This window comes from Labrys okinawensis (genome assembly GCF_047345005.1).
Taxonomy (GTDB): Bacteria; Pseudomonadota; Alphaproteobacteria; order Rhizobiales; family Labraceae; genus Labrys; species Labrys okinawensis.
The window spans coordinates 1755134-1778854 of the sequence record NZ_CP178864.1; the positions used below are offsets into that span (position 1 = coordinate 1755134).

Annotated in this window: 20 protein-coding genes, 1 tRNA gene and 1 riboswitch; of the genes, 8 read left to right on the forward strand and 13 right to left on the reverse strand. The window is 62.6% G+C overall.

What is annotated here, in order from left to right; translation table 11 throughout:
• Window positions 1-210: 210 nt before the first annotated feature.
• Both ydiK and ACMDCR_RS08290 read right to left on the reverse strand, forming a co-directional pair.
• Complete coding sequence (gene ydiK, locus ACMDCR_RS08285; RefSeq protein WP_413992072.1) at window positions 211-1308, reverse strand: AI-2E family transporter YdiK; 1098 nt, start codon at window positions 1306-1308, stop codon at window positions 211-213.
• 575 nt (window positions 1309-1883) lie between these two features.
• Entirely contained in the window at window positions 1884-3173 is a 1290-nt protein-coding gene (locus ACMDCR_RS08290) for a sensor histidine kinase (protein ID WP_413992073.1), read from the reverse strand.
• A gap of 445 nt (window positions 3174-3618) precedes the next feature.
• Between ACMDCR_RS08290 and ACMDCR_RS08295 the strand changes: the two genes are divergently transcribed.
• From ACMDCR_RS08295 to ACMDCR_RS08310, 4 genes are all read left to right on the forward strand, one after another.
• Window positions 3619-4173 (forward strand): acyl-CoA dehydrogenase family protein, encoded by a 555-nt coding sequence (locus ACMDCR_RS08295; RefSeq protein ID WP_413992074.1) that lies wholly within the window; start codon window positions 3619-3621, stop codon window positions 4171-4173.
• Window positions 4174-4280: 107 nt separating this feature from the next.
• Window positions 4281-5804 carry an IS21 family transposase gene (gene istA / locus ACMDCR_RS08300; protein ID WP_413989053.1) on the forward strand — a complete coding sequence of 508 codons (1524 nt, stop codon included), beginning with the start codon at window positions 4281-4283 and terminating at the stop codon, window positions 5802-5804.
• On the forward strand, window positions 5794-6588 hold the full coding sequence (gene istB, locus ACMDCR_RS08305) for an IS21-like element helper ATPase IstB (protein WP_413991136.1): 795 nt from the start codon (window positions 5794-5796) through the stop codon (window positions 6586-6588). Before istA ends, istB begins: the two co-directional genes overlap by 11 nt.
• A 79-nt stretch (window positions 6589-6667) precedes the next feature.
• On the forward strand, window positions 6668-7039 hold the full coding sequence (locus ACMDCR_RS08310; RefSeq protein ID WP_413992075.1) for a LysR substrate-binding domain-containing protein: 372 nt from the start codon (window positions 6668-6670) through the stop codon (window positions 7037-7039).
• Here ACMDCR_RS08310 and ACMDCR_RS08315 read toward each other — a convergent pair.
• From ACMDCR_RS08315 to ACMDCR_RS08330, 4 genes are all read right to left on the reverse strand, one after another.
• Window positions 6960-7427, reverse strand: a complete 468-nt coding sequence (locus ACMDCR_RS08315) for a recombinase family protein (RefSeq protein ID WP_413992076.1) — start codon at window positions 7425-7427, stop codon at window positions 6960-6962. The genes ACMDCR_RS08310 and ACMDCR_RS08315 overlap by 80 nt on opposite strands.
• A gap of 313 nt (window positions 7428-7740) precedes the next feature.
• A tRNA-His gene (locus ACMDCR_RS08320) sits at window positions 7741-7817 on the reverse strand.
• A gap of 133 nt (window positions 7818-7950) precedes the next feature.
• Window positions 7951-8400, reverse strand: a complete 450-nt coding sequence (locus tag ACMDCR_RS08325; protein WP_413992077.1) for a phasin — start codon at window positions 8398-8400, stop codon at window positions 7951-7953.
• Between the two features lie 442 nt (window positions 8401-8842).
• A complete protein-coding gene (locus tag ACMDCR_RS08330; protein WP_413992078.1) occupies window positions 8843-9223 on the reverse strand; it encodes a phasin in 381 nt (126 codons plus the stop codon).
• 168 nt (window positions 9224-9391) lie between these two features.
• Here ACMDCR_RS08330 and ACMDCR_RS08335 point away from each other — a divergent pair, with 168 nt between their 5' ends.
• The 3 genes from ACMDCR_RS08335 to ACMDCR_RS08345 all read left to right on the forward strand — a co-directional run bounded on the left by ACMDCR_RS08335 (window position 9392) and on the right by ACMDCR_RS08345 (window position 14235).
• Window positions 9392-12451 (forward strand): PAS domain-containing protein, encoded by a 3060-nt coding sequence (locus ACMDCR_RS08335; protein ID WP_413992079.1) that lies wholly within the window; start codon window positions 9392-9394, stop codon window positions 12449-12451.
• A gap of 150 nt (window positions 12452-12601) precedes the next feature.
• A riboswitch (cobalamin riboswitch) is annotated at window positions 12602-12781 on the forward strand.
• Between the two features lie 42 nt (window positions 12782-12823).
• Window positions 12824-13573, forward strand: coding sequence for a 5,6-dimethylbenzimidazole synthase (gene bluB / locus ACMDCR_RS08340; RefSeq protein WP_413992080.1), 750 nt, complete (start codon window positions 12824-12826; stop codon window positions 13571-13573).
• Between the two features lie 38 nt (window positions 13574-13611).
• On the forward strand, window positions 13612-14235 hold the full coding sequence (locus ACMDCR_RS08345) for a TerB family tellurite resistance protein (RefSeq protein WP_413992081.1): 624 nt from the start codon (window positions 13612-13614) through the stop codon (window positions 14233-14235).
• Between the two features lie 5 nt (window positions 14236-14240).
• Here the strand turns inward: ACMDCR_RS08345 and ACMDCR_RS08350 are convergent, their stop codons facing one another.
• Together ACMDCR_RS08350 and aceB are read right to left on the reverse strand one after the other, a co-directional pair.
• Complete coding sequence (locus tag ACMDCR_RS08350; RefSeq protein WP_413992082.1) at window positions 14241-15101, reverse strand: hypothetical protein; 861 nt, start codon at window positions 15099-15101, stop codon at window positions 14241-14243.
• Between the two features lie 259 nt (window positions 15102-15360).
• On the reverse strand, window positions 15361-16956 hold the full coding sequence (gene aceB, locus ACMDCR_RS08355; RefSeq protein ID WP_413992083.1) for a malate synthase A: 1596 nt from the start codon (window positions 16954-16956) through the stop codon (window positions 15361-15363).
• Window positions 16957-17148: 192 nt separating this feature from the next.
• Between aceB and ACMDCR_RS08360 the strand changes: the two genes are divergently transcribed.
• Entirely contained in the window at window positions 17149-17802 is a 654-nt protein-coding gene (locus tag ACMDCR_RS08360; RefSeq protein ID WP_413992084.1) for a tetratricopeptide repeat protein, read from the forward strand.
• A gap of 39 nt (window positions 17803-17841) precedes the next feature.
• On the opposite strand, the gene ubiA is transcribed toward ACMDCR_RS08360, so the two are convergent.
• The 5 genes from ubiA to ACMDCR_RS08385 form a co-directional block, all read right to left on the reverse strand.
• A complete protein-coding gene (gene ubiA / locus ACMDCR_RS08365; RefSeq protein WP_413992085.1) occupies window positions 17842-18756 on the reverse strand; it encodes a 4-hydroxybenzoate octaprenyltransferase in 915 nt (304 codons plus the stop codon).
• 128 nt (window positions 18757-18884) lie between these two features.
• Window positions 18885-20186 carry a glycolate oxidase subunit GlcF gene (gene glcF / locus ACMDCR_RS08370; protein ID WP_413992086.1) on the reverse strand — a complete coding sequence of 434 codons (1302 nt, stop codon included), beginning with the start codon at window positions 20184-20186 and terminating at the stop codon, window positions 18885-18887.
• Between the two features lie 2 nt (window positions 20187-20188).
• Entirely contained in the window at window positions 20189-21361 is a 1173-nt protein-coding gene (glcE, locus tag ACMDCR_RS08375) for a glycolate oxidase subunit GlcE (RefSeq protein ID WP_413992087.1), read from the reverse strand.
• Window positions 21362-21425: 64 nt separating this feature from the next.
• The gene (locus ACMDCR_RS08380) at window positions 21426-22892 is read right to left on the reverse strand and encodes an FAD-linked oxidase C-terminal domain-containing protein (RefSeq protein WP_413992088.1); all 1467 of its coding nucleotides are present in this window, start codon (window positions 22890-22892) and stop codon (window positions 21426-21428) included.
• 80 nt (window positions 22893-22972) lie between these two features.
• Window positions 22973-23689 carry a type 1 glutamine amidotransferase gene (locus tag ACMDCR_RS08385; protein ID WP_413992089.1) on the reverse strand — a complete coding sequence of 239 codons (717 nt, stop codon included), beginning with the start codon at window positions 23687-23689 and terminating at the stop codon, window positions 22973-22975.
• Window positions 23690-23721 lie beyond the last annotated feature (32 nt).

A 23721-nucleotide genomic window follows, 5' to 3' on the forward strand; every position in this document is an offset into this window, starting at 1 on the left:
AATTTGTCAAGCGTGAAGCACGTACCGGTCGCGTGCTCGGTTGAGGGAGATGCGTGGCTACGCAAGCAGGTTCGAGGTGTTAAGAGATATCGTCCGAGAGGCCGCGAGCAGACAACGACGAACAAAATCTCCGCCAAACGCGAACCAGTCTCTGGTCGTAAAGGCCACGCCTGCGCGGAAGATGGATGAAAGGCCGGGAGAAAAGGCCTACTATTTTGCCAAGGGTTCGACGGCAGGAAGCTCTGCCGACTGAGGCTCAACATCCTCGAAAATCCAGGCGGTCAGCAGTGTATAGGCCACGGCAAGAACCGTTGGGCCTATGAAGATGCCGAGAAGGCCGAAGGTGATCAGTCCCCCGATCACACCAGCCATGATGAGGAGCAAGGGTAGATCGGCGCCTCGCTTGATTAGGACCGGCCGTATGATCTGGTCAATTGTCCCGGCAACGAGCGTGAAGGCCAGCAGCACGCCGCCTCGGATCACCTCCCCCGAATAGAATAGCCAGATCACCGCCGGTAAGAGGACGAAGCCGGGCCCGGCCTGAACCAGGCACAGAATGAACATCAATGCAGTGAGCAGCGCTGCAAAATCGACGCCCACCGCAACGAGTCCTATCCCTCCGATGACACTCTGGACAATCGCAGTCACGACTACACCGAGCGCGACGGCTCGTATCGCCTTTCCCGCGAGGGCGACGGCCCGCTCGCCGCGTTCGCGCGCCATCCGCCGGCCGAAACGTAGCATATACGCGCCCGCGTTCTCGCCACTCGCGTAAAGGACCGCTGCGAGAACCGTCGATAGGAGAAGCTGCACCAGCAGCCCGCCAAGGCTTCCTGCCACAGAGGCCAGCCATCTTGTCGCGGTGCCCGTATAGGGAGCGAGCCAGGTTGCGGCGAGGTCCTGGACGCCGGTCGAGGTCAGGCCTTCCCAGGTATCCGCGATGCCTGCCCCGACGATCGGCACGCCGGCGAGCCATGGCGGTGGCGGTGGAATGCGCATCGAAAGGATCTTGCGCAAGAGGTCGGCGATCACATCGAGATTTGTGACTATTTTGCTGACGGCGAGCCAGAGCGGCACGATGACCAGCATTAGGATCAGGACCGTCATGATCAGCACCGCGATGCCACGTCGATTGCCGACATGACGCTCGACCCAGCGCATCAGGGGCCAGGTCGCCAGCACGAGCGTGGTCGCCCACAGGATTGCGGGCAGGAACGGTTGCAAAACAAAGAAGCTGGCGAGCAGCAGCCCTCCGATGAACAGTACGTTGAGGGTGACGCGCCCGATGTCCTGATGGCTCTGTGACATGCTGCGACCCGAAACCGGAGTGTTCACAACTCAGTATGATCTTGGCAAGCGCCACGATGCAAGCGATCCCGGTTTACGACGGCGGTACCGGCTCGGTGCCACGGAGCGTTTTCCCGGTTTTGTAGCTGCGACACCGAGCGCGAGGCCCTTCCGGGGCCCACGGGTGCCGATGCACGGCTCAACCAGCGCGATCCACGCGGGATACTAGGTCGTCGAAGCCGTTGACAGGGTGATGCTCCTTCGGACCGATACCTGACAGGCAGCGAGGAGTGAACATGCGTCCTGGGATCGAGTCGACAGCTTGTTGCCACAGGCTGGACAGACCCCCGCGGCTAAACCGTCGCCTCCAACAGTCGCCGGCAGCAACCCTCATCGGAGAATGCCTGCGTCATCTCGGAAAGCGTCGTGATCCGCGGCAAAATCGCCAAAGCATCTTCAGCCATGGGCGCCTCCAGAATTTAATGAAATGCAAGCAATTTGAACACTATTATGCTTTTCGATGATAAAAGCGGCGTCCGATTTCGTACGGCTGTTGTTCTGACCGCTAATATGCGAAATCTATCAGGGATGGCGCCTCAATCGGTGGGGATCGTAAATCGAAAAAGAGCCCCTCGCGGCTCGCATCTGGTCGCCCACAGCCGCCCGCCATGGGCTTCGATAATCGATCGGCAGATTGAGAGGCCCATGCCCATGCCGTCGGGCTTCGTAGTGTAGAAGGGCTCAAACAGACGTTGCAGGTTCTCCGGGCGCAGTCCAGCTCCAGTATCCCGTACAGCAACGCACACACCCTGCGGCTCGATACTCGAGGTGCTGATCTCTAATTCGCGGTTGCCGTCCTCAACGCCACTCATCGACTGGATGGCATTGACGATCAAGTTCAACATCACTTGCTGCAGCTGCACCCGATCGCCTTGGATGCGTGGCAATTCGCCCGCCAGTCGAGTGCCCACCGTGACGCTGGTCTTGACCGCTTCGCCGTGGGTTAGGGCGATCACTTCGAGGATCGCCGCATTCAGGTCGACAACTTCCTTCCGCGGTGGCGCTTTTTTGATGAGAGACCCGATCCGGTCGACGACCTCGCTGGCTCGATCGGTGTCGTCCACAATGCAGGTGAGCGCTTCCCTCACCTCCGCCACATCGGGCGGGCTTCTGTCCAAGAACCGCAGAGCAGCAGCGGCGTTGTTACGTGCCGTTGCAATAGGCTGCTTGATTTCATGAGCAATAGAGGCGGTGAGCTGGCCCATCGTGGAGACGCGGTTGGCATGCGCAAGCTCCCCCTGCACCTCGCGATATTGCCGCTCGCGACGGGTGCTCTCCAAGGCAATGGTGGCTTGCGCGGCGAAGTCCTTGCATAAGGAAATCTGTTGACCGGTGAACGGCTGCACCTGTCTGCGGCCCAGACTAATTATCCCGACTATCTCATCATCTTTGAGCAACGGCACACCCAGAGCCGATCGAAAACCTGCAGCCACCACCGCGATCCAAAAATCATCGCGATGATCGCCTTCAAGTGCTGTCACGTCGGGGGTGTGGGAGGGCAACCTGCTTGTTGCTAGCCGGCTGAGAAACGACCCCTTTTCTGCGAGCATTGGAAACGATGACCAGGCTTGTCTGACAAAAAAGGGGTCTCCTCGCACCGCCACGAGACGAAGGCCGTTTTCTTCGCAGAGACGTAAGCTGCCTATGTCTGCTCGGCAGAGACGTGTGGCGCTATCGAGGATGGCGTCGAAGATGGGCTGCAAGTCGTGTGGCGAACTCGCAATGACGCGCAGCACCTCCGAGATGGCTGCCTGTTGCTCGATAAGCTCGGTCACACGATCTTGCGGCTCAGAAGCGGTATTGTCCCCGTGGATACTCTCGTTCATGCGGAGCAGTCCCTCGGCTTAGACGGCGTGGGCAACATAACGGTTCCAGCCACAGTTCGCGATAGCCTCGCAGGCATCCAAACCGAAGAAGCCGCCAAACGTCTAATGTTTGAGTCCAGGTCGTGCAAAAAATCTTGAGGCTAAGGCGAGCGATTATCGATGGAGCGTCGGCTCAAGATTGGCTTCAGCACCTGGAGGCGAAATCGGTCCAGGTGCCGGTACGATGTAACCTGATCGAATGCCGTTCTCGCCTGAGTTCCTCTCTCGCGCGGACGGAGGAGCGTTGCTTTCCGCGGTCAAAGTCGGAAGGACCCGGCCCGAAGGAATCGTGGGCACGCCCGTCATACCTGGAGCAGGCTTCTCCAAGAAGAAACCGTCCGCCGAGGCCATATTCCCGCTCACATTTTATTCCGAGAGATCGGGACAGTCGAGCAGGAGAACGAGGATGGCAGTCGCAATCAAGGAAGATAAGAAACCGAAGCCTTTGCCTGCACCGGACAGCGACTTCTACCAGCTGGTCGATGTCCTGACCTCAGACGAACTGGCGGTGGTCAAGAAGGTACGGACCTATATGGAGAGCAAGGTCCAGCCCATCATCAACAAATACTGGTCCGAGGATGCTTTTCCTTTCGAGCTGCTGCCTTCGTTCAAGGAGCTGGGACTCGGCGGCGTTGGCTATGAGGGATATGGCTGCGCCGGTGGAAGCCAGAAGCTGTTCGGCTTCGTCGCCATGGAGTTGGCACGCGTCGATGCTTCGTTCTGCACTTTCTTCGGCGTGCATAGCGGCCTCGCCATGGGCTCCATCTATCTCGATGGATCCGAAGAGCAGAAGCAGAAGTGGCTGCCGCCGATGGCGCGCTGGGAAAAAATCGGCTGCTTCGGCCTTACCGAGCCCCTGGCCGGTTCGGGAACCAGCGGAGGCCTGACCACGACCGCCAAGCGCGAGGGCGACACGTGGGTGCTCAATGGGCAGAAGCGCTGGATCGGCAATGCGTGTTGATTTCCACTGAGAAGTGACCCAGTCGGAGGGGATTTTTCCATCGAGAATTGACCCATGTTCGAAGCTCCCCCTGTGCGGCTAGCGCAGGGGACGACGGAGTGATCAACATGGAGTTATTGAGCGTCATTCGACGCTGGCACTACCGGGACCATTTGCCGATCCGGGAGATATGCCGACGCACTGGGCTATCGAGGAACACAGTTCGCAAGTATTTGCGCGCCGAGCGGATTGAGCCTCGGTTCGCTGTTCCCGATCGGCCCAGCAAGCTTGATCCTTATGTGGACAAGCTGTCGGCGATGCTGCGGGTGGAAGCCGGCAAGAGCCGCAAGCACAAGCGCACGATCAAACAGTTGCATGCCGATCTGACAGTCCTTGGTTACGGAGGCTCCTACAATCGGGTGGCGGCCTTCGCGCGCGAATGGAAGGCAGCCCGCCAGCATGAGCAGCGCACCAGCGGTCGTGGCACCTTCGTGCCGCTGGCCTTCGTGTCGGGCGAGGCGTTCCAGTTCGACTGGTCCGAAGACTGGGCCATCATCGGCGGCGAGCGAACCAAGCTGCAGGTTGCCCACTTCAAGCTGTCGTGCAGCCGCGCCTTCACGCTGCGGGCCTATCTCCAGCAAAGCCACGAGATGCTGTTCGATGCCCACAATCACGCCTTCCGTGTCCTGGGCGGCGTGCCGCGCCGAGGGATTTACGACAACATGCGCACGGCGGTCGACAAAGTCGGCCGTGGCAAGGATCGCCAGGTCAACATCCGCTTCTCGGCAATGGTCAGCCACTTCTTGTTCGAGGCCGAGTTCTGCAATCCCGCCTCAGGTTGGGAGAAGGGACAGATCGAGAAGAACGTCCAGGATGCCCGGCATCGGCTGTGGCAGCCCATGCCGAACGTCCCGTCCCTGGAGGCGCTGAACGACTGGCTTGAGACACGCTGCCGGGACCTATGGTCCTTGACCCCGCACGGCGTCCAATCCGGAACCGTCGCCGATGTCTGGAACGAGGAGATCCGTCATCTGATGCCGGTCCAACGCCCCTTCGATGGTTTTGTCGAATACACCAAGCGCGTCTCACCGACCTGCCTGATCCATCTGGAACGTAACCGCTACAGCGTTCCAGCTTCCTTCGCCAATCGACCGGTCAGCGTCAGGCTCTATCCAGACCGCATCGTCGTCGCAGCCGAGGGCCAGGCTATCTGCGAGCATCGGCGGGTCTTTGTCCGGTCCCATTCCCAACAGGGCCAGACGATCTATGATTGGCGCCATTATCTGGCGGTCATCCAGCGCAAACCAGGAGCCCTGCGCAACGGTGCCCCCTTTGCCGATTTGCCGGATGCCTTCCGATCGTTGCAACACCGCTTGCTCAAAACGCCAGGCGGCGACCGCGAGATGGTCGAGATCCTGGGGCTCGTGCTTCAGCATGACGAACAGGTCGTGCTGACGGCCGTCGAACTGGCATTGAGTGCAGGTGTTCCGACCAAGACCCATATCCTCAACCTGCTGCATCGCCTGATCGACGGCAAGCCGATCACCCCACCAACCGTGGACGCTCCCCAGGCTCTGGTTCTGACCACTGAGCCCAAGGCCAATGTCGAACGTTATGAGGCCCTGCGCCGGGAGGCTCGCCATGCGTCATAATCCGGCAAGCGGCGCTCTCGTCATCATGCTGCGCAGCCTCAAGATGCACGGCATGGCCCAGGCCATCGGCGAATTGACCGAACAGGGCTCCCCGGCCTTCGAGGCCGCCATGCCGATCCTGGCGCAACTCCTCAAGGCCGAGACAGCCGAACGCGAAGTTCGATCAACGGCCTATCAGCTCAAAATCGCCCGCTTTCCAGCCTACCGAGACCTCAGCGGCTTTGACTTTACTTCCAGCGAGGTCAACGAGGCTCTCGTGCGCCATCTCCATCGCTGTGAGTTCCTCGAGGACGCTCATAATATCGTCCTGATCGGCGGCCCCGGTACGGGCAAGACCCACATCGCCACCGCACTCGGCGTTCAGGCGATCGAACATCATCATAAACGCGTTCGCTTCTTCTCAACCGTCGAACTCGTCAATGCTCTCGAGCAGGAAAAGCTCCAGGGAAAGGCCGGTCAGATTGCCGGTCGCCTCGTCCACTCCGACCTCGTTATCCTCGACGAATTAGGATACCTGCCCTTCAGTGCCTCGGGTGGCGCGTTGCTCTTCCACCTGCTCTCCAAACTCTATGAGCGCACCAGCGTTGTCATCACCACCAATCTCGGGTTCAGCGAATGGGCTTCCGTCTTCGGCGATGCCAAGATGACCACTGCGCTCCTCGATCGCCTCACCCATCACTGCCATATCCTGGAGACCGGAAACGACAGCTTCCGCTTCAAAAACAGCTCTGCGAAAAGTCCAAAGCCAGCAAAGGAGAAGGCACGAAACTTGACCTCAGCCTGACACACAAACATCATCGGGGCGGGTCAGTTCTCAATGGAAATCCCGGGTCACTTCTCAACGGAAATCAACAGTCGTCGCCATGCGGGTGGGACATCCCTTCGCCGACGACCCGACCATCGAGCGGTATTGCGAGATGCGGCACTTGGTTGTCTCGCAAAGCGGCGATCCTCACGGATTCGTCGACGAGCAGCTTGCGAGGCAAGGCCTCACGCGACGGATAGCGCTGACCGTTCCAAACTTTATGTTCGCCCTTTCGGTCATCGCGGAGACTGACCTCATCTCGGCCCTGCCGAAGCGGTTCGTTGTAATGAACGCGGCGCGCTTCAGGGTCAGGTTCCTGGACGCCCCCATTCCGCTTCCCGACTTCCGGCTCAACGCGGTCGCGCCCAAGGTCGCGATGCTGGACACGGGGCTGGCCTGGCTCTTCGGCATACTTGGAAAGCCTTCATAGAGTGGGCAAGCGAAAGCCCCAACCGCGGGCGGGAGTAATGTCCGCGATCGCAGTTGCCCCGATTATCGTAGAGCGGACAGATGAGCGGTGAGCCGGTATTGACCCGAACGCCGCCCTCACTTGCGACTTGTTCGGTGAGCTTTTGCTGTATTGCTTCGAACAGGTCGCTGGGCACGATGGCCTCTTGCTCGCCCCCGTAATGCTGGCCCCTGTGAACGACATCGCCCACATAAGTTCGATTGCGCAGGAGGCAGGAAAGGGCGCTTTTCTGAAACTGAACGCCGCCGCGGATGCCACCGTCTCGCCACAGGGTCCTTTTGGTGCGGACGCCTCTCCCATTCAGGTCGATCGCAAGTTTGGCGAGACTGCCGTGATCGAGACAGCTCAAGAAAATGGAGCGAACCCCGCCTTGAAGCCGAGCGAGGGTGGCACCGGCGGAACTGACGACGCTGTTTGGTCTTCCGCTTTTCCCCGGCTCGCAGGCTCTTGGACCGCGCTTTGCTGATCTCCCTCAGATTTCGCGGTGTGTCGACATCGAGATCGACATGGACTCAGGGCCTGCAACTTGTAGGCGACGACCTGCCATCCGTGACAGCAAGCGCACAAAGACAGCGCTAGGAGAAAGCACCGATCCAGCTATGTATTTGATTTCGCGGGTGTCTCTGTCGCGAACAGAAAACACGGAAAGTGCAGGAGCTGCTTGGTACAGTTGGGTGGACTCGAACCACCGACCTTCGGAGCCACAATCCGACGCTCTAACCAACTGAGCTACAACTGCATCTGGGCATGCGTTTAGCGGGATCGATCCGCTATTTCAAGTGTGGAGATGCGGGAAATTTGCACGCTCTCCCCGATAAAAAAAGGCCCGGACGAGCCCGGGCCTCCTCAAAATATCAAGACGTGCTGAAAACTCAGGCTACGCTCTTGAAAGACTTCTCAACCTGGGCCTTGACCGGCGCAGCCGTCTCGTTAGCGACCTTCTGGGCCAGCTCGCCGAATTCCTTGGCCTGAGCCGAGAGGCTCTCGGCCTGCTTGCGCACGAAAGCGGTGTTGAGTTCGATCACGTCGGAGAAGGTCTTCACGCCGAACAGGGCGATGGCATGGTCGAAGGTGGCATTGGTGTTGGTGCGTGCATTCTCGAGCACCTTGAGGCCGAGGGTCGAAACGCCCTTGGTGGCCGTCGAATAGGTGTTCTCGAGAGCGTTGGAGGCTTCGTCGGTCGCAGCCTTGATCTTGGTGTAGGTTTCTTTCGCCTGGGCAGCGCCCTTCTCGGCGAAGTCACGCACGGAAGCGGGAACTTCCAGCTTGGACAGATTTTCGAAGGCGAGTTCAGTTTCGGACTTGTTCTTGGCAGTAACCACGGGAAGCTCCTTGAGACAACGTTAAAGTGGGCCGGGAGGCCTGGCGATACCTGGAGGGGCCTGCGGCTCAACGCGCTGCAACAAAGGCAACCTCATCTGCCTGGTTTTATAGCAAATGCACTTGTGCGACGCAATATCTTTGTTGCACTGCACAATCATCGGACGATTTGGCTTTTTTGGGGATTTTTGGTGTCGAAACAGCGCGGCGAGCGGTCACTAAGCCCGTGCTGAACTCTTCCATTTTGGCGGCAATGCGACAGGATATTGCGGCGCAATAGGTATGAAGGTAACGGTCTTCACTCAGATCGGGACCGTTTGGTCCATTTTGTTCCAGTCGACTTCCGTTAAGGAAAGTAAACAGCAGCACCATCGCTCGCAGACATGCCGTTCTTGCAAGACAGGGCTGCGTTTTCGCCGTGTCTTGCAAGTTTTGCAATGGTTTTTACTTCTGAGGCTTGGCGACGTCGGAGGCGATCTTGCTCGCCGTGGAACCGATATCCTTTGCCTGTTCTCCAAAGGCCTGGAGCTGGCTTTTGATGAAATCGCTCTGCAACTGCAGCACTTGCTGCGGGTCTCGGGCTTTCACTAGGCTGGAGGCAAATTCGAGCGCGGCCGCGACATTCTGCTCGGCATAGGTCAGCGCCTTGCGCCCGATATCCTTGCCGCCGGCCTGGATGGTGTCAGTGGTGCCTTCCAGCGTGCCGGCTGCCTTATAGGCGGCGCCCATGAAGCCGTCGAATGCCTTCTTGGCCTGCTCGACGCTCTTTTCGGCCATCTCGCGCATTTCGGGTGGAATCTCGAAATTGGGCGGTTTGGTTGTCATCTCACTGTCCTCCGTGGCCTTTTCAAGGCTATTTGACGATAGCGCAGCCTCGCCGTTTTAACCATGCCCCAGATCAACGGGGGATGACGGAGGGCTGGCGATTTACCGTTTTGTTTTCCATCTGTATTCATACTTTGTTAGTCATTTTCGCAGGTTTCAGGGAACGGCATGATCGAGGCACTGTTGCGCACCGCACTGCTTGCCGATCAGCGTCTGCAGGCGCTGACGGACGATCCGCGCCCGGCCTTCGTCTGGCAGCTTGACGGGCGTTCGCTGGTCTGGGCGAATCGCGCCGGCGCACAGAGCCTCGGCCTGTCGCCCGCCGACACCACGCGCCAGCAGTCCAATGCGGCGCTGGTCTCCCTTGCGCCCCAGATCGCCGCCATTGCCCGCAAACTGCCGCGCCCTGGCGCGATGCGGCTCGAGCGCCTGCGCCTGCCGGGCATGGGCGCGCTCGACACGCTCTCCTGCGCCTGCCGCTCCTTCGACGGCCCCGAAGGCTTTCTCGGCCTCCTTGTGCAATCGCTCGACCTTCCGCGCCGCGGCCGCCGGCAGCAGGGCTGGGCGCCGCCCTCGGTGCCCGAGACCCTGCCGCCCTTGCCGCAGACCGACGATGCCGGCCTCACCAAGCCCTATGAGCAGAGCGGAGCCTGGAGTTGGGTCGATCTCGACGGGGAGAAGCCTGCCACGGCGGCGGAGGAAGCACTCCCCAGGCCTGCCGCGCCTGCAAGAGCGGAACCGAGCAAGGTGGAGCCGCCACCGCAGCTGGTGGCCGCGGCGCCCGTCCAGCGCAGCAGGTCCGTGCGCTTCACGTTCCAGACGGATGCCGGTGGACGCTTCGTCACGGTTTCGCCGGAGTTGGTCCAGGTGCTTGGCCGCACCGGGGCTGACTGGACCGGCCGACGCTTCGAGGATATCGCCGCCGCTGCCGGCCTTCGGGACAGCACGGCCATCGCAGCCGCCCTGGCCGGCACCCAGACCTGGACAGGTCTCTCCTTGGTGTGGCCCGACCGGGCCGGCCGCCAGGAAATCCCGATCACGCTCAGTGCCTCGCCGGCGACGGGCAGCGAAGGTCGCTTCCAGGGCTTCCGTGGTTTCGGCGTCGCCGGCCTCCCCAGGCCGATGCTGGCGGCCGCCGAGCCGGAGCCGCAGGCCTCGCCCTCGATCGTTTGGCAGGAGGCCGACCCCAACGACGAGGGCGAATCGGATGTTGCGAGGCAGGGAGCCGAGCCGACACCTTCGGCATCGCCGCCCGAGCCCGTAAAGCCTGTCCGCCCGTCGACGGAAAGCAATGTCGTGCGCCTGCCGAGCAAGCCGGCGGCCGAGCGCATCGCCCAGGAACGGCAGGCGCTTGACCGCCAGGGACATGATCGCCACAGCCTGACGCCGACCGAGCGCATCGCCTTCCACGAGATCGCCAAGGCCCTCGGCGCGCGCATCGAAGGCGAGCCCATGCCGGCTGCCAGGCCCGAGACGCCCAAATCCGATATCGCCAAACCCGGCGCGTCGAAACCGGAAGTCGCCAAGGCCGAGCCGGCCAGGATCGAGCATGCCAACCCCGAGTCCATTAAGACCGGGGTGATCGGGCTCGAACCACAGCCGGGAGCGCCACAGTTCCAGCCTCCCAGGCCTGAACCGGAGATGCTGGATGAAGAGGCCCGGCTGCCGCGGGCGACTGACGAGGATCGCTGGCGCGAGGAGGAGATCTCCGAACCGCCCGCCCTCGAGCTTGCTCCCGGCGAGACGGAGCCCCCCCGCCCGATCCGGCTCGGCAGGCTCGACAAGGTGCCGGTCGCCCTGATCGACCGCCTGCCGATCGGCATCTTCATTGCCCGCGGCGAGGATCTGCAATTCGCCAACCGCACGATGCTCGAACTGCTCGGCTATCCCGACGTTGAGGCGATCCGCCGCGACGGTGGGCTCGACCGCGTCTTTGCAGGCGCGGCACCGACGGTGAGTGGGGAAGCCAGTTCCGGCGTGCTTCTGAAGACGGCCTCGGGGGAAACCATCACGGTCGACGGCAAAGTGCAGACCACGCATTGGGATGGGGAAAGCGCGTTGCTGATCTCGGTGCGTCGTCCGCTCGGCGAGATCAGCGCCGAGAAGCTGCGCTTTGCCGAGCGTCGCGCCGATGAATTGCAGGCGGTGCTCGACACCGCCACCGATGGCGTGGTGATCCTCGACAAGGAAGGGCGCATCGTTTCCATCAACCGCAGCGCCGAGGCCCTGTTCGGCTATGAGCAGCGCGAGATCGTCGGCAAGGACCTTTTGCTGCTGTTCGCGCCCGAGAGCCACCGCGCCGCGTATGACTACCTCGACAGCCTGCGCTCCAACGGTGTGGCGAGCCTGCTCAATGATGGGCGCGAGGTGGTGGGACGGGTGCGCCAGGGCGGCTCGGTGCCGCTGTTCATGACCATCGGACGCCTCGGCGACGACGGCAAGCGCCTCTGCGCCGTGCTGCGCGACGTCACTTCCTTCAAGAAGGCGGAAGGCGAGCTGACGGCAGCCAAGCGCCAGGCGGAGGAGGCCTCCTCGCAGAAGTCGGACTTCCTCGCCAAGATCTCGCATGAGGTGCGCACGCCCCTCAACGCCATCATCGGCTTTGCCGAGGTGATGATGGAGGAGCGCTTCGGCCCGATGGGCAATGAACGCTACCGCTCCTATGCGCGCGACATCCACACCTCAGGCGAACATGTCATCAGCCTGGTGAACGATCTCCTCGACCTCTCGAAGATCGAGGCCGGCAAGCTCGACCTCACCTTTGCCAGCGTCAATCTCAACGAGGTCGTGCAGCAATCGGTAAGCCTGATGCAGCCGCAGGCGAGCCGCGACCGCATCATCATCCGCATGGCGCTCGCCAATGGCCTGCCCAATGTCGTGGCCGACAACCGCTCCATGCGCCAGATCGTGCTGAACCTGTTATCGAACTCGATAAAGTTCACCCAGGCCGGCGGCCAGGCCATCATCTCCACCACGCTCTCCGAGCGGGGCGAGGCGGTGCTGCGCGTGCGCGATACCGGTGTCGGCATGACCGAGCGCGAACTTGCCATCGCCATGGAGCCCTTCCGCCAGGTTGCCTCGACCACCCTGGGCGGCACCGGCCTCGGCCTGCCGCTGACCAAGGCGCTGGTGGAAGCCAACCGAGCCACCTTCGCCATCCAGTCGACCAAGAACGCGGGGACGCTGGTGGAGGTGATCTTTCCCTCGACGAGGGTGCTGGCGGAGTAGCGCTGTGGCTGGGAGCGCGGACATCCCAGCGGCACTCGAAGGGTGTCGGACGATCCACTCTTCCTCAATCATGGAGCGGAACGTTTCCAAGAGCAGACGAGGACGTCCGCGCTCCCAGCCACAGCGCTTCCCCGCTTCTCCCAGCCATGCTACATCCCCATCACCTTCGGTGCCCGCGGTGGCGGGAGAATCGGGAACGCGGTTGAAAGCCGCGACGTGCCCAACGCTGTAAGGGGGACTGCCCGGGCTGATGCCACTCGCGATCGCGGGGAAGGCGCCGGGGTGGGATGATCCCGAGTCAGAAGACCGGCCGGAGGCGATAGGTTCCCGCGCGCGGACGGCGCGGGGATTGCCATCGTCAGGGGACAATCGATGGACAATAGCGAAGCTCTTTCGGCTTGTGGCCCTTTCTCCTCGGCCGAGCGGGACGCCGTCTACCGCGCCATCTATACCAGGCGCGATGTGCGCAGCCAGTTCAGCTCCGAGCCGGTGCCGGACGAGGTGTTGGCGCGTATCCTGCTCGCAGGCCATCACGCACCATCGGTCGGCTTCATGCAGCCCTGGAACTTCGTCGTGCTGCGCAGCCTGGAGATCCGGCTCAGGGTGCAGGAGCTGTTCCGCGAGGCCAACGAGGAAGCCGCGGCCCTGTTTCCGGCGGACAGGCAAGGCGCCTATAGAGCCCTGAAGCTCGAGGGCATCGTCGAGGCGCCGGTCAATCTGTGCATCACATGCGATCCCGACCGCGCCGGGCCGGTGGTGCTGGGGCGCACGCATGACAAGGCGATGGACAGCTATTCCACTGTCTGCGCCGTGCAGAACATCTGGCTGGCGGCGCGGGCCGAAGGCGTCGGCGTGGGCTGGGTCAGCATTATCGATCCCCTCAAGCTGCGCGCGCTTCTTGGCATTCCCGAGCGTGTGATCCCCGTGGCCTATCTATGCCTCGGTTATGTGCATGAAGCCTATATCCGCCCGGAGCTTGAAGTGAAGGGGTGGCGCAAGCGTTTGCCGGCCGAGGAAGTGCTGAATTTCGAAGGTTGGGGGCAGACGGCTGCCAATGAGCCCTTGCTCACTTTGATGCAACAGGGCATGGAAGGCGGACTTGTGCGGCCTTCCCCTTCGTAACATCTAGCGGCTGGCAGGCTGGGGTTGAAGTCGTAATCATGGATGCCATACGCAAATGGGCCGGTTGGATCGCCGCTCTCGTGCTGGTGAGCCTCTTGTTGCTGCAGGTGCCACGGGGTGTCTTCCTTCTCGCCATCGCAGCGGGAGTGGGCGGTCTCTACTGGATGACGAGGCCCAGGGCGAAAGGCGCGACTGTAAATTCCCCAAGCTCGCAGGCCTTAGACCCTCGGCCTCTCAACAAGGGTGTCGACGGTCCCGATCCGGCCGCGCTGACGCGCCGCCCGTTGCACCATCTCCAGGATGTGCGCCTTGCCGCGGTGGTCCTGATGATCCAGCTGGTGCGCACCGGCGCGCCGCTGACAGCGGCGGAGAAGAACGTCATCCATGAATTGATGGCCGATCCCCTGGAGGTCGAGGATCGGCAGGCTATGTTCGAACTAGCCTGGCAGTTGACCGACCGCGGCCGGGTTTTCTCGCCGGTTGCCGATGACCTCACGCCACTGCTCGTCAGCCGATTGACCATGGACGAGAGGCTGCAGTTCATCGAGATGCTGACCCGCGTCGCCAATGCTTATGGCGAGGCGAGCGACCTGCAGCAGGAGGCCATCGTGCGCCTGAAGCGCCGGCTCACCATGGCGCAGGCGGCGAACCTGCGGCGATAATGTCCTTACTCGAAGACGTTGGACAGGTTGCGGCCCGATATCACGCCGTCCTTCAAAGCGCGCAGGCGATGGGCGGTGATCACGAACAGGCCGATGACCCAGCCGCCCAGCAGCGGATAGATCAGAGCGACGAAGACCAGCAGAATGGTGTGCCCGAAGGCGGCGGGTGCCAGGAGATAGTCGAGGCCGAGGACAATACCCTGATAGATCGCCATGACTACGACCCCAGCCAGGCCGACCCCTAGCACCGGCCAGCGATAGTCGCTGGTGAGATATTTGCTGCGTCTGAGCGAGGCGATCGGGCCGAGCTCTTCGGTGATGCAGACGATGCCCGACAAGACATAGGGAAAGACGAGGTAAAGGAAGACGGCTCCCAGCGCGATCGCCAGGACGATGGAGAGAAAGCCGAGAACGCCCTGGAGCAGCGCCAAGACCAGCGCCACGACGAAGGCGAACACGATATAAGCCGCCACGAAAATAAGAAGCAGCAGGAGAGCCGGCAGCGATCTCTTCGCCCCCGTCAAGGCCGCCTCCCGGTCGGAGACGGGCGCGCCGACGTAGCGATCGTAGAGGATGCGCGTCATAGCGCAGGAGCAGACGATCGAGACGATGAAGATCAGCACCTCAAGTGTAATGAAGCGACCCATATTCTCCCGGACCATCTGTTCCATGGCACTCCCGTCCGCGGAAAACATCGATTGGGAATCGGCCCCGAAGGCTGCCACGGCGGCGATGAGGATCGGCAGGTTGAGGAAGAAAAGCCCCAGATAGCTCTTGATGCTGGTATTCCAGGCATCGTTGACGATCTGCCCCACGCCGAGTGAGGAGTCGCCGCGATAGCTTGGATTGGGTTGATGCATCGACATGGGCGCTCCACTGGATAGGAAGGGGCCCGGCTGCCTCCAGACCTTTGCCGAGAGTGTGGCGGCAGTATCGAGACGCGCAAGTGAAATGTCGTACACAACCCGTCGGGGAGCCGACGGGGGAGAGCTTGTCGCTCCGCGATGGAAGCAGGCCGCATTGGGGGGCGGGTGTTCAGACCCGCCTCTTGATTGCAGGGTGCTCCCAGGCAGGCGGGTCTGAAGACCCACCCCCCCGACCGAACCTCTCCTTAACCGCAGTGCATCAGACGATCATCTGATAGGCGGGCAGAGTGAGGAAGTCGGCAAAATCCGGCGCCAGCGAAAGCTGCTTGAAAAGCTTCACCGCCTCCGGGAAGCGCCCGCCGGAGAAGGCGGCATCGCCCACTTCGCCACGCACGCGCTGCATCTCTTCCTCGAACACGCCCTCGAACCAGGACGGCGTCACCGTGATGGCGCCCTCCAACGTCACACCGTATTTGACGAACTGCCAGATCTGGGCGCGGGAGATCTCGGCTGTGGCCGCATCTTCCATCAGGTTGTAGATCGGCACGGCGCCGCGGCCGCGCAGCCAGGCTTCCATATATTGCACGCCCACCCGGATATTGTCGCGCAGGCCCTCTGCCGTGCGGGTGCCTTCATGCACTTTGAGGAGTTCTATCTTGCCGACCTTCACGTCCTCGCGCTTCTTGTCGAGCTGGTTGGCCTCCGGCATCAGGCGGTTGAACACCTCCATCGCCACCGGTACGAGATCGGGATGGGCGACCCAGGTACCGTCATGCCCGTCGCCGGCCTCGCGCTCCTTATCGGCCTTGACCTTGGCGAAGGCAGCCTCGTTGGCGGTGGGGTTGTTCTTGATCGGGATCTGCGCCGCCATGCCGCCCATGGCGAAGGCGCCGCGGCGATGGCAGGTCTTGATCAGCAACAGAGAATAGGCACGCAGGAACGCCTTGCCCATGACCACCTGTGAACGGTCCGGCAGGACATAGGCCTGATTCTTGGCCAATTTCTTGATGAAGGAGAAGATGTAGTCCCAGCGTCCGCAATTGAGGCCGGCCATGTGGTCGCGCAATTCGTAGAGGATCTCGTCCATCTCGAAGGCCGCAGGCAGCGTCTCGATCAGCACGGTGGCCTTGATCGTGCCCTTGGGGACGCCGAGGCTCTCCTGGGCCAGCAGGAAGACTTCGTTCCACAGCCGGGCCTCGAGATGGCTCTCGAGCTTGGGAATATAGAAATAGGGGCCCGACCCTTGTGCAATCTGCGCCTTCGCGTTGTGGAAGAAATAGAGGCCAAAATCGAAGAGCGAGCCCGACAGCGGCTCGCCGTCCAGCGTGACATGGGCCTCGTCGAGATGCCAGCCGCGCGGGCGCACGATCAGCACCGCCGGATCTGATTTCAGCGCGTAGGCTTTGCCGGTGGTAGCGTCGGTGAAGTCGATCTTGCCCGCCCAGCGATCCCTAAGATTGATCTGGCCGTCGAGGCAGTTCGACCAGGTGGGCGAGTTGGCGTCCTCGAAATCGGCCATGAAGACCTTGGCGCCGGAATTGAGCGCATTGACGATCATCTTGCGGTCGACAGGTCCGGTGATCTCGACACGGCGGTCGAGCAGGTCGGCAGGCAGCGGAGCGACCTGCCAGTCACTCTCGCGGATATTGGCCGTCTCGGGCAGGAAGTCCGGCGTCTCGCCGGCATCGAAGCGTTTCTGCCGTTCGGCGCGCCTCGCCAGCAGCTCCTTGCGGCGGCCGTTGAAGCGGCGCTGCAGCGCGGCGACGAATTCGAGAGCCTCAGGCGTCAGGATTTCATCGTAGCGCGGACCCATCGCGCCCGTGATGGTGAGACCGGTTGGAACTGAGTCAGGCATGAAAGGCTCCGTAGGGCTGAAATCGTCGGGGAAATGGATAGACCAATAGGCAGCACCCTTGAAACCCAATATGCGATTTTTCGAGGAAAACTTCCCCGCGGGGAGGGAGGCCCGGGCAGGGGGCGAATTGACCTTTGAGTCGCCATCCGTCACAAGGGCCGACACCACCTCCCCCCGCACGGATGCAAAGCCATGGCCGCCGAAGCAAAACTGAAAACAGCCATCGACCATCATCGCGAGGGCCGTCTCGACGAAGCCGAGGCGGGCTATCGAAAAGTGCTGGCCACGGACAAGCATGATTTCAACGCCCTTAACCTGCTCGGCACCCTGCTGCTCCAGCGCGAAGCCTATGCCGAAGCGGAAAAGATGCTGCTGCGTGCCGTGGAGATCAATCCGAGGAGTGCGGACGCCCAGATGCGGCTGGGGCTCGCCAATCGTGGGCTGGGCGATACACGGCGGGCCGAATATTGTTTCCGCTCCGCGCTGGATATCGATCCCAAGCTGGCGGATGCGCATTTCAACTATGCCGGCCTGCTCGCCTCACTGGGGCGCGGCGACGAAGCGTTGCGGGGGTACCTGGCCTGTATCGAGGCCGATCCTCGTCACGCCGAGGCCCATCTCAATCTCGGCTATCTCCTCCTGGAGCATGAGCGCTTCGAGCCAGCGGCAGCCCATTTCCAGCAGGCCCTGCAGCTCCGCCCCTCGGAGCCGGCGCTGATGGGCCTGGGACATGCGGCCAAGGCCGGCGGCCAGTTGGACGAGGCAAGACAGATCTTCGCAAAGGCGCTGGAGCTCAACCCGGCGAACGTGGTTGCGAAGAAGAATCTGGCGGAGCTGGCATCGTAGCTGACTTCGCAGGTTGAGCGCGCGCTTGCGCTGATATTTTCACCACGCTCCTACGAAGGCCGCGCCCGCCAGCAGCACTCCAGTCAGAATATTAGCCATGAACAAGCGGAAATTCACTTCCGGGCGGGCAAGGTCGATCCGCCAAGTCTGCCAGGCGAGATGCACGGCGATCACCAGCATTCCAATGGCGTAAGGCAGCGACATGCCCAGCAGCCAGCCCCCAAGCGACCACGCTCCGACCGCAAGAGCGTAAAACAGGCCAATGCAGGTCTTGCCACGCTGTCCGAACAGGATTGCCGTCGACTTCAGGCCGAGGCGGCTATCATCTTCGACGTCAACATAGGCATAGACCGTATCGTAACCGATCTGCCATGCGATGGCCCCGGTCCACATGAGCACGGCTCCTGCCGGGATGTGCCCCACAACCTCGGCCCAAGCCATCAGCATCCCCCAATTGAATGCCGCGCCTAGAACGGCCTGGGGCCAATGGGTGAAACGCTTGCAAAGCGGGTAGACGAACACGAGCGGTAGAACGCCTATCGCAATCAGGCGCGTATATGGCGAGAGAAAGAGCAGGAGAGAGGCCGCAAGCGCAAGCTGAACCGCTAGAAATACAAAGGCGTGTGGGATGTCGATCTGTCCGCTTGCCAAGGGCCGAAAGCGGGTGCGCTCGACGTGGCCGTCAAAATTCCGATCTGCAATGTCGTTGACTGTGGCGCCGGCACTCCTCATCAGGAGCGCGCCGAGAGAGAAGACAATCAGCTGCCGAAGATCCGGAAAACCGTGCGATGCCTGGATGAGCGCAGCCCAGCAAGGGAAAAGCGTCAGCCATATTCCCACGGGGCGATCCAGCCGCGCCAGCCGTGTGTAGGGCCGCCACGCGGTCGGCAATCGGCGGTCCACCCAATCGCCCCGACGAATGTCGCTCAGGTCCGGGCGGCTCAGAGTCATCATGACGTGATCCAAATTCCTGCCGTAATACTTCCAGCTTTTGTCCGCGCCTCGCTTGACGCCAAAGATTTCTTCAACGACGCGGCTGTCCGCATTTCCATAAAGTTGAACTCGACAGGATTGGGCTATCCTTACGCCGAGAGCGCCTTCGGCCTCGGACCGCCCGTCGCCCAGTCCAAAAGCTCCACCGTATGCACGATGGGTGTCGTGGTTCCCTGCGCCAGCTGCGTCATGCAGCCGATATTGCCGGCGGCGACGATCTCTGGCTTCGTCGCGGCGATATTGTCCAGCTTGCGTTCGCGCAGGCGCGCCGAGATTTCCGGCTGCAGCATGTTGTAGGTGCCGGCCGAGCCGCAGCACAGATGCGCTTCGGCGGCTTCCTTCACCACGAAGCCGGCCTGCTTCAAGAGGTTCTTGGGGGCGGTCTTGATCTGCTGGCCATGCTGCAGCGAGCAGGCGGCGTGATAGGTGACGCTCTGCCCAGTCCCCCGTGTCACCGGCAGCGGCGCCAGGGTGTCGAGATATTCGCTGATATCCTTGGCGATGGCGGAGACGGCGGCCGCCTTCCCGGCATAAGCGGGATCGTCCCGCAGCATGAAGCCGTAATCCTTGATCGTTGTGCCGCAGCCCGAGGTGGTGATCAGGATGGCGTCGAGGCCCCTGGCCATTTCCGCCGTCCAGGCGTCGATATTGACCTTGGCATAAGCGAGGGCCGAGGCTTCCTTGCCCATGTGATGCACCAGGGCGCCACAACATCCTTCGCCCTTCGGCAGCACCACTTCGAGGCCGTGGCGGTTGAGCAGGCGGATGGCCGCCTCATTGATGCCGGGCGCGAGCTCGGCCTGGGCGCAGCCGGTCAGAAGCGCCACGCGTCCCTTGCGCTCGCCCTTGGGGGCAAAGCTGCCTGGCTGCGTCGCGGCAGAGACGGCGGGCAGGGAGGAGGGCGCGAGGGCCAGCATGGCGGCGAGCCTGCCGCCTTCCGGGAGCTTCGCCGCGAGGCCGGCAAAGGGTCGGCCGAGACGGGCGAGCGCCATGGCCCAGCGAAAGGCCCTGCGGTTGGGCAGGATCCTGGCGAGCATGTCCCGCAGGAGCCTCTCGCTGGCCGGACGCTCGTAGGTCTTCTCGATATGCGCGCGCGCATGGTCGACCAGATGCATGTAGTTCACGCCCGAGGGGCAGGTGGTCATGCAGGAGAGGCAGGAGAGGCAGCGGTCGACATGCTTGACCACCTCCGCCGTGGCCGGCTTGCCGCCTTCCAGCATGTCCTTGATCAGGTAGATGCGTCCGCGCGGGGAATCGAGCTCGTCGCCGAGCAGCACATAGGTCGGACAGGTCGCCGTGCAGAAGCCGCAATGCACACAGGTGCGCAGGATCTGCTCGGATTCCTTCATATGCGGATCGGCGAGTTGTGCCAGGGAGAAATTCGTTTGCAAGGTCAGCCTCCCAGGCGCCCGGTATTGAGGATATTGGCGGGATCGAAGGCCTGTTTCACACGGGCACGCAGCGCTGCGAGCGGGCCATCCTTCTGGCCGAAGGCAAAGGTCTCCGCCCGATAATCGGCGCTGGCTCGGATCAGCATGGTATGGCCGCCCTGGGCTTTCGCGGCGGCCTCGACCGCCTTGGCTATCTCCGCTGTCTCGGGAGCCAGCAGCCAGATCAGGCCGCCACCCCAGTCATAGAGCAGCTTGAGGTCGCCGCTTCCGCGCAGGCCCTGCGCCAGCGCCACGGCCTTGGAGGGCGCGACCGAAATGCGCCAGACCGCGCCGCCCATCTGCGCAAACGGCGCGACATCGGCGATCTGCCACCAGAAGCCCTGGCACGCCTGGCTGTCGAGATGGTCCGGGCTGCCGAAGCGCTTGAGGAGGGCGGCAAGCTTCTCGCGCCGATAAGCGATCGAGCTCTCGAAATTCTCAAGCCGCAGCACGGTCTGCGCCGTGCCGGAGGCGAGATTGGCAGGGATATGTGCGGCGGCCGAGACTTCGAAGGGACTGCCGAGGCCGGCCGACATCAGCTCGACCGCCCTGGCGTCGTCGAGCCCCTGCCACACCAGGCCGGCGCTGGCCTCGGGCTTGGGCAGCACCTTGAAGGTGACTTCGGTGAGGATGCCGAGCGTGCCCCACGAGCCCGCCATCAGCTTGGTGAGGTCATAGCCGGTGACATTCTTCATCACCCGTCCGCCGCTCTTGATGGCATCACCCTTGCCATTGACGAAACGCACGCCGATGAGGCTGTCGCGGCAGGCCCCGGCCGTGATGCGGCGCGGCCCGGAGAAATTGGCGGCAACGAGGCCGCCCAGTGTCGGCTCCGTCGGTCCGCTGCCGAGCAGCCCGCGCCAGTCCGCCGGTTCGAAGGGCAGCATCTGGCCTCTCTCGTCGAGCGCGCCGGTGAGTTCGGCGAGCGGCGTGCCGGAGAGCGCAGAGATCACCATCTCGGCGGGTTCATAGAGCGTGATGCCGGTAAGGGCCCGGGTGGAGAGGGGAGCGGCATTTGTGGGACGCCCGATTCCAGCCTTCGAACCGCCGCCCGTGATGGCAAGGGGCTGCTTGGTGCGGAAGGATCCGGTGACGATCTCAGCGAGTTCGGCTTCGGTGGTGGGGGCGTGGGTCACGGCAGCGTCTCCCCAAATGCGTGGCGCGGGGAGGCTTTGCGCGGCGCCTCTAGGCATTCAAAACTCACTTCCAGCCTCCTGGCCGCATGTCGAGCGGGAACACCTTGGCCGGATTCAGCAGCCATTTGGGATCGAACGCCAGCTTCAAATCCCGTTGCTGGTCGAGATCGGCCTGGTTGAACTGTTCGCGCATCAGGTCGCGCTTTTCGATGCCGACGCCGTGCTCGCCAGTGAGGCAGCCGCCGGCCTCGACGCACAGGCGCAGGATGTCGAAGCCACAGGCCTCGGCCTTTTCGCGCTGGTTGGCGTCGTTGACATTGTAGAGCACGAGGGGATGCAAGTTGCCGTCGCCGGCATGGAAGACATTGGCGACGCGCAGGCCGTAACCCTGAGTGATCTCGTCGATGCGGCGCAGCACCATCGGCAGTTGGCCCGTCGGAATGGTGCCGTCCATGCAGATATAGTCGGCGATGCGGCCGGTGGCGCCGAAGGCGGATTTGCGGCCCTTCCAGATTGCCGCGCTCTCGGCCTCCGATTTCGAGATCTTGATGGTGGTGGCGCCATGCTCGCGCGCCATGTCGGAGATCAGGCCGAGCAGGCGGTCAATCTCGGCGTTGGAACCCTCGACCTCGATGATCAGCATGGCGGCGGCATCGAGCGGATAGCCGGCATGGGCGAAGCCCTCAGTGATCTCGATGGCAAGCTTGTCCATATATTCGATCGCCACGGGGATTATGCCGGAGGCGATGATGGCGGCGACGCAGCGCCCGGCATCCTCGGGCGCATCAAAACCCACCAGCATCGGGCGCGCACCTTCGGCCATCGGCAAGATGCGCACCACCGCCTCCGTAACGATGCCGAATTGGCCCTCCGAGCCGATGACGATGCCGAGCAGGTCGTAACCGTCGGCATCCATGGCATCGCCGCCGATGTCGAGGATCTCGCCCTCCACCGTCACCAACCGCACGCCAAGGATGTTGTTGGTGGTGACGCCATATTTGAGGCAGTGCGCCCCGCCCGAATTCATGGCGATGTTGCCCGCGATGGTACAGGCGAGCTGGCTCGACGGGTCGGGGGCGTAGAAGAAAGCCTCGTGGGCGACCGCGCCGGAAATGCCGAGATTTGTGATGCCTGCCTGCACGCGGGCGAGCCGGTCCTCGAAGCGCAGTTCCAGCACGCGGTTCATCTTGGAAAGCCCCACCACCACGGCATCGGCCTGTGGCAAGGCGCCCCCGGCGAGCGAGGTGCCTGCGCCGCGCGGAATCACGGGCACGCTCTCCTGGTTGAGGAATTTCAGGATCGCCGCGACTTGTTCCGTCGTCTCCGGCAGCACCACGGCAAGCGGTATCGTACGATAGGCGGTGAAGGCGTCCGTCTCATAGGCGCGGCGCTCGTCCTCACTGCTGATCAGGTTCTCGGCCGGCACGAGCCTCGCCAATCCGTCGACGATCGACTGGCGGCGGGCCAGAATCGCCGGATCGGGTGAGGGCATGGGAATGCCGGTGGTGCTTTGCGGCGTTCCTTCGGGCATGGTCCAATTCCTCCTGGGACCGCCGGCTCTCCAGCCGGCTTCAAACGCTTGGCCGGCTGGAAAGCCGGCGGTCCCAAGCGCTATTCTCGCGCGAGCCGCATGAAATTGCGATAGAGAATGGCGGCATTGGCCTCAAATGCCGCAGCATGCGCCGCGATCTCAGCCTGCAGCCTTTCCATGGCGCCCTCGCCGTTGGTCCGTTCGAGCGCCGCCCTATAGTCGGGGACGCAGGCCCATTCCCGGACGGCTTCGAGCTCGGCCTCGACATGGTACTGCATGCCCCAGGCGCGTGGTGTCGCCCGCATTGCCTGGACGGCACAGATTGGGGAGGAGGCCAGCACCTCGGCTCCCTCCGGCGGCTGCGCCACCCGTACCGAATGCCATTGCAGCGCGGGGAAGCTGGTAGCGAGGCCCTCGAAGAGCGGATCGATCTTGCCTGCCGCCACGAGATCGACATCGAAGACGCCGACCTCCGGCGGCTTCTGCGGCCCGCAGGTCCCACCGAGCGCATCAGCCAGCAATTGATGGCCGAGGCAGATGCCGAGAAACGGCCTTTGCAATTCGCGCACCCAGCGCCGGATGACACGCTTCTCCTCGACCAGCCAGGGAAACTCGTCGACATCCCAGACATCCATCGCCCCGCCCATCACCCAGAGCGCGTCATAGGGCTCCAACGCCGGGATGACGCCGCCTTCGTCGAGCTCCACCGCATCCCATTCGACGGCGTCCCTGGCGAAATGGGAGCGGAAGATGCCCGGATGTTCGGAGGCAAGGTGTTGGAGAACGAGGATGCGCATGGGAATCTCCGGGTGCTCGGGCATCCTGCCCG

What these genes read in the sequence shown, in the direction of transcription:
- ydiK (WP_413992072.1), bottom strand. Translation starts at nt 1,308, where the DNA reads ATGTCACAGAGCCATCAGGACATCGGGCGCGTCACCCTCAACGTACTG.
- ACMDCR_RS08290 (WP_413992073.1), bottom strand. Translation starts at nt 3,173, where the DNA reads ATGAACGAGAGTATCCACGGGGACAATACCGCTTCTGAGCCGCAAGAT.
- ACMDCR_RS08295 (WP_413992074.1), top strand. Translation starts at nt 3,619, where the DNA reads ATGGCAGTCGCAATCAAGGAAGATAAGAAACCGAAGCCTTTGCCTGCA.
- istA (WP_413989053.1), top strand. Translation starts at nt 4,281, where the DNA reads ATGGAGTTATTGAGCGTCATTCGACGCTGGCACTACCGGGACCATTTG.
- istB (WP_413991136.1), top strand. Translation starts at nt 5,794, where the DNA reads ATGCGTCATAATCCGGCAAGCGGCGCTCTCGTCATCATGCTGCGCAGC.
- ACMDCR_RS08310 (WP_413992075.1), top strand. Translation starts at nt 6,668, where the DNA reads ATGCGGGTGGGACATCCCTTCGCCGACGACCCGACCATCGAGCGGTAT.
- ACMDCR_RS08330 (WP_413992078.1), bottom strand. Translation starts at nt 9,223, where the DNA reads ATGACAACCAAACCGCCCAATTTCGAGATTCCACCCGAAATGCGCGAG.
- ACMDCR_RS08335 (WP_413992079.1), top strand. Translation starts at nt 9,392, where the DNA reads ATGATCGAGGCACTGTTGCGCACCGCACTGCTTGCCGATCAGCGTCTG.
- bluB (WP_413992080.1), top strand. Translation starts at nt 12,824, where the DNA reads ATGGACAATAGCGAAGCTCTTTCGGCTTGTGGCCCTTTCTCCTCGGCC.
- ACMDCR_RS08345 (WP_413992081.1), top strand. Translation starts at nt 13,612, where the DNA reads ATGGATGCCATACGCAAATGGGCCGGTTGGATCGCCGCTCTCGTGCTG.
- ACMDCR_RS08350 (WP_413992082.1), bottom strand. Translation starts at nt 15,101, where the DNA reads ATGTCGATGCATCAACCCAATCCAAGCTATCGCGGCGACTCCTCACTC.
- aceB (WP_413992083.1), bottom strand. Translation starts at nt 16,956, where the DNA reads ATGCCTGACTCAGTTCCAACCGGTCTCACCATCACGGGCGCGATGGGT.
- ACMDCR_RS08360 (WP_413992084.1), top strand. Translation starts at nt 17,149, where the DNA reads ATGGCCGCCGAAGCAAAACTGAAAACAGCCATCGACCATCATCGCGAG.
- ubiA (WP_413992085.1), bottom strand. Translation starts at nt 18,756, where the DNA reads ATGATGACTCTGAGCCGCCCGGACCTGAGCGACATTCGTCGGGGCGAT.
- ACMDCR_RS08380 (WP_413992088.1), bottom strand. Translation starts at nt 22,892, where the DNA reads ATGCCCGAAGGAACGCCGCAAAGCACCACCGGCATTCCCATGCCCTCA.
- ACMDCR_RS08385 (WP_413992089.1), bottom strand. Translation starts at nt 23,689, where the DNA reads ATGCGCATCCTCGTTCTCCAACACCTTGCCTCCGAACATCCGGGCATC.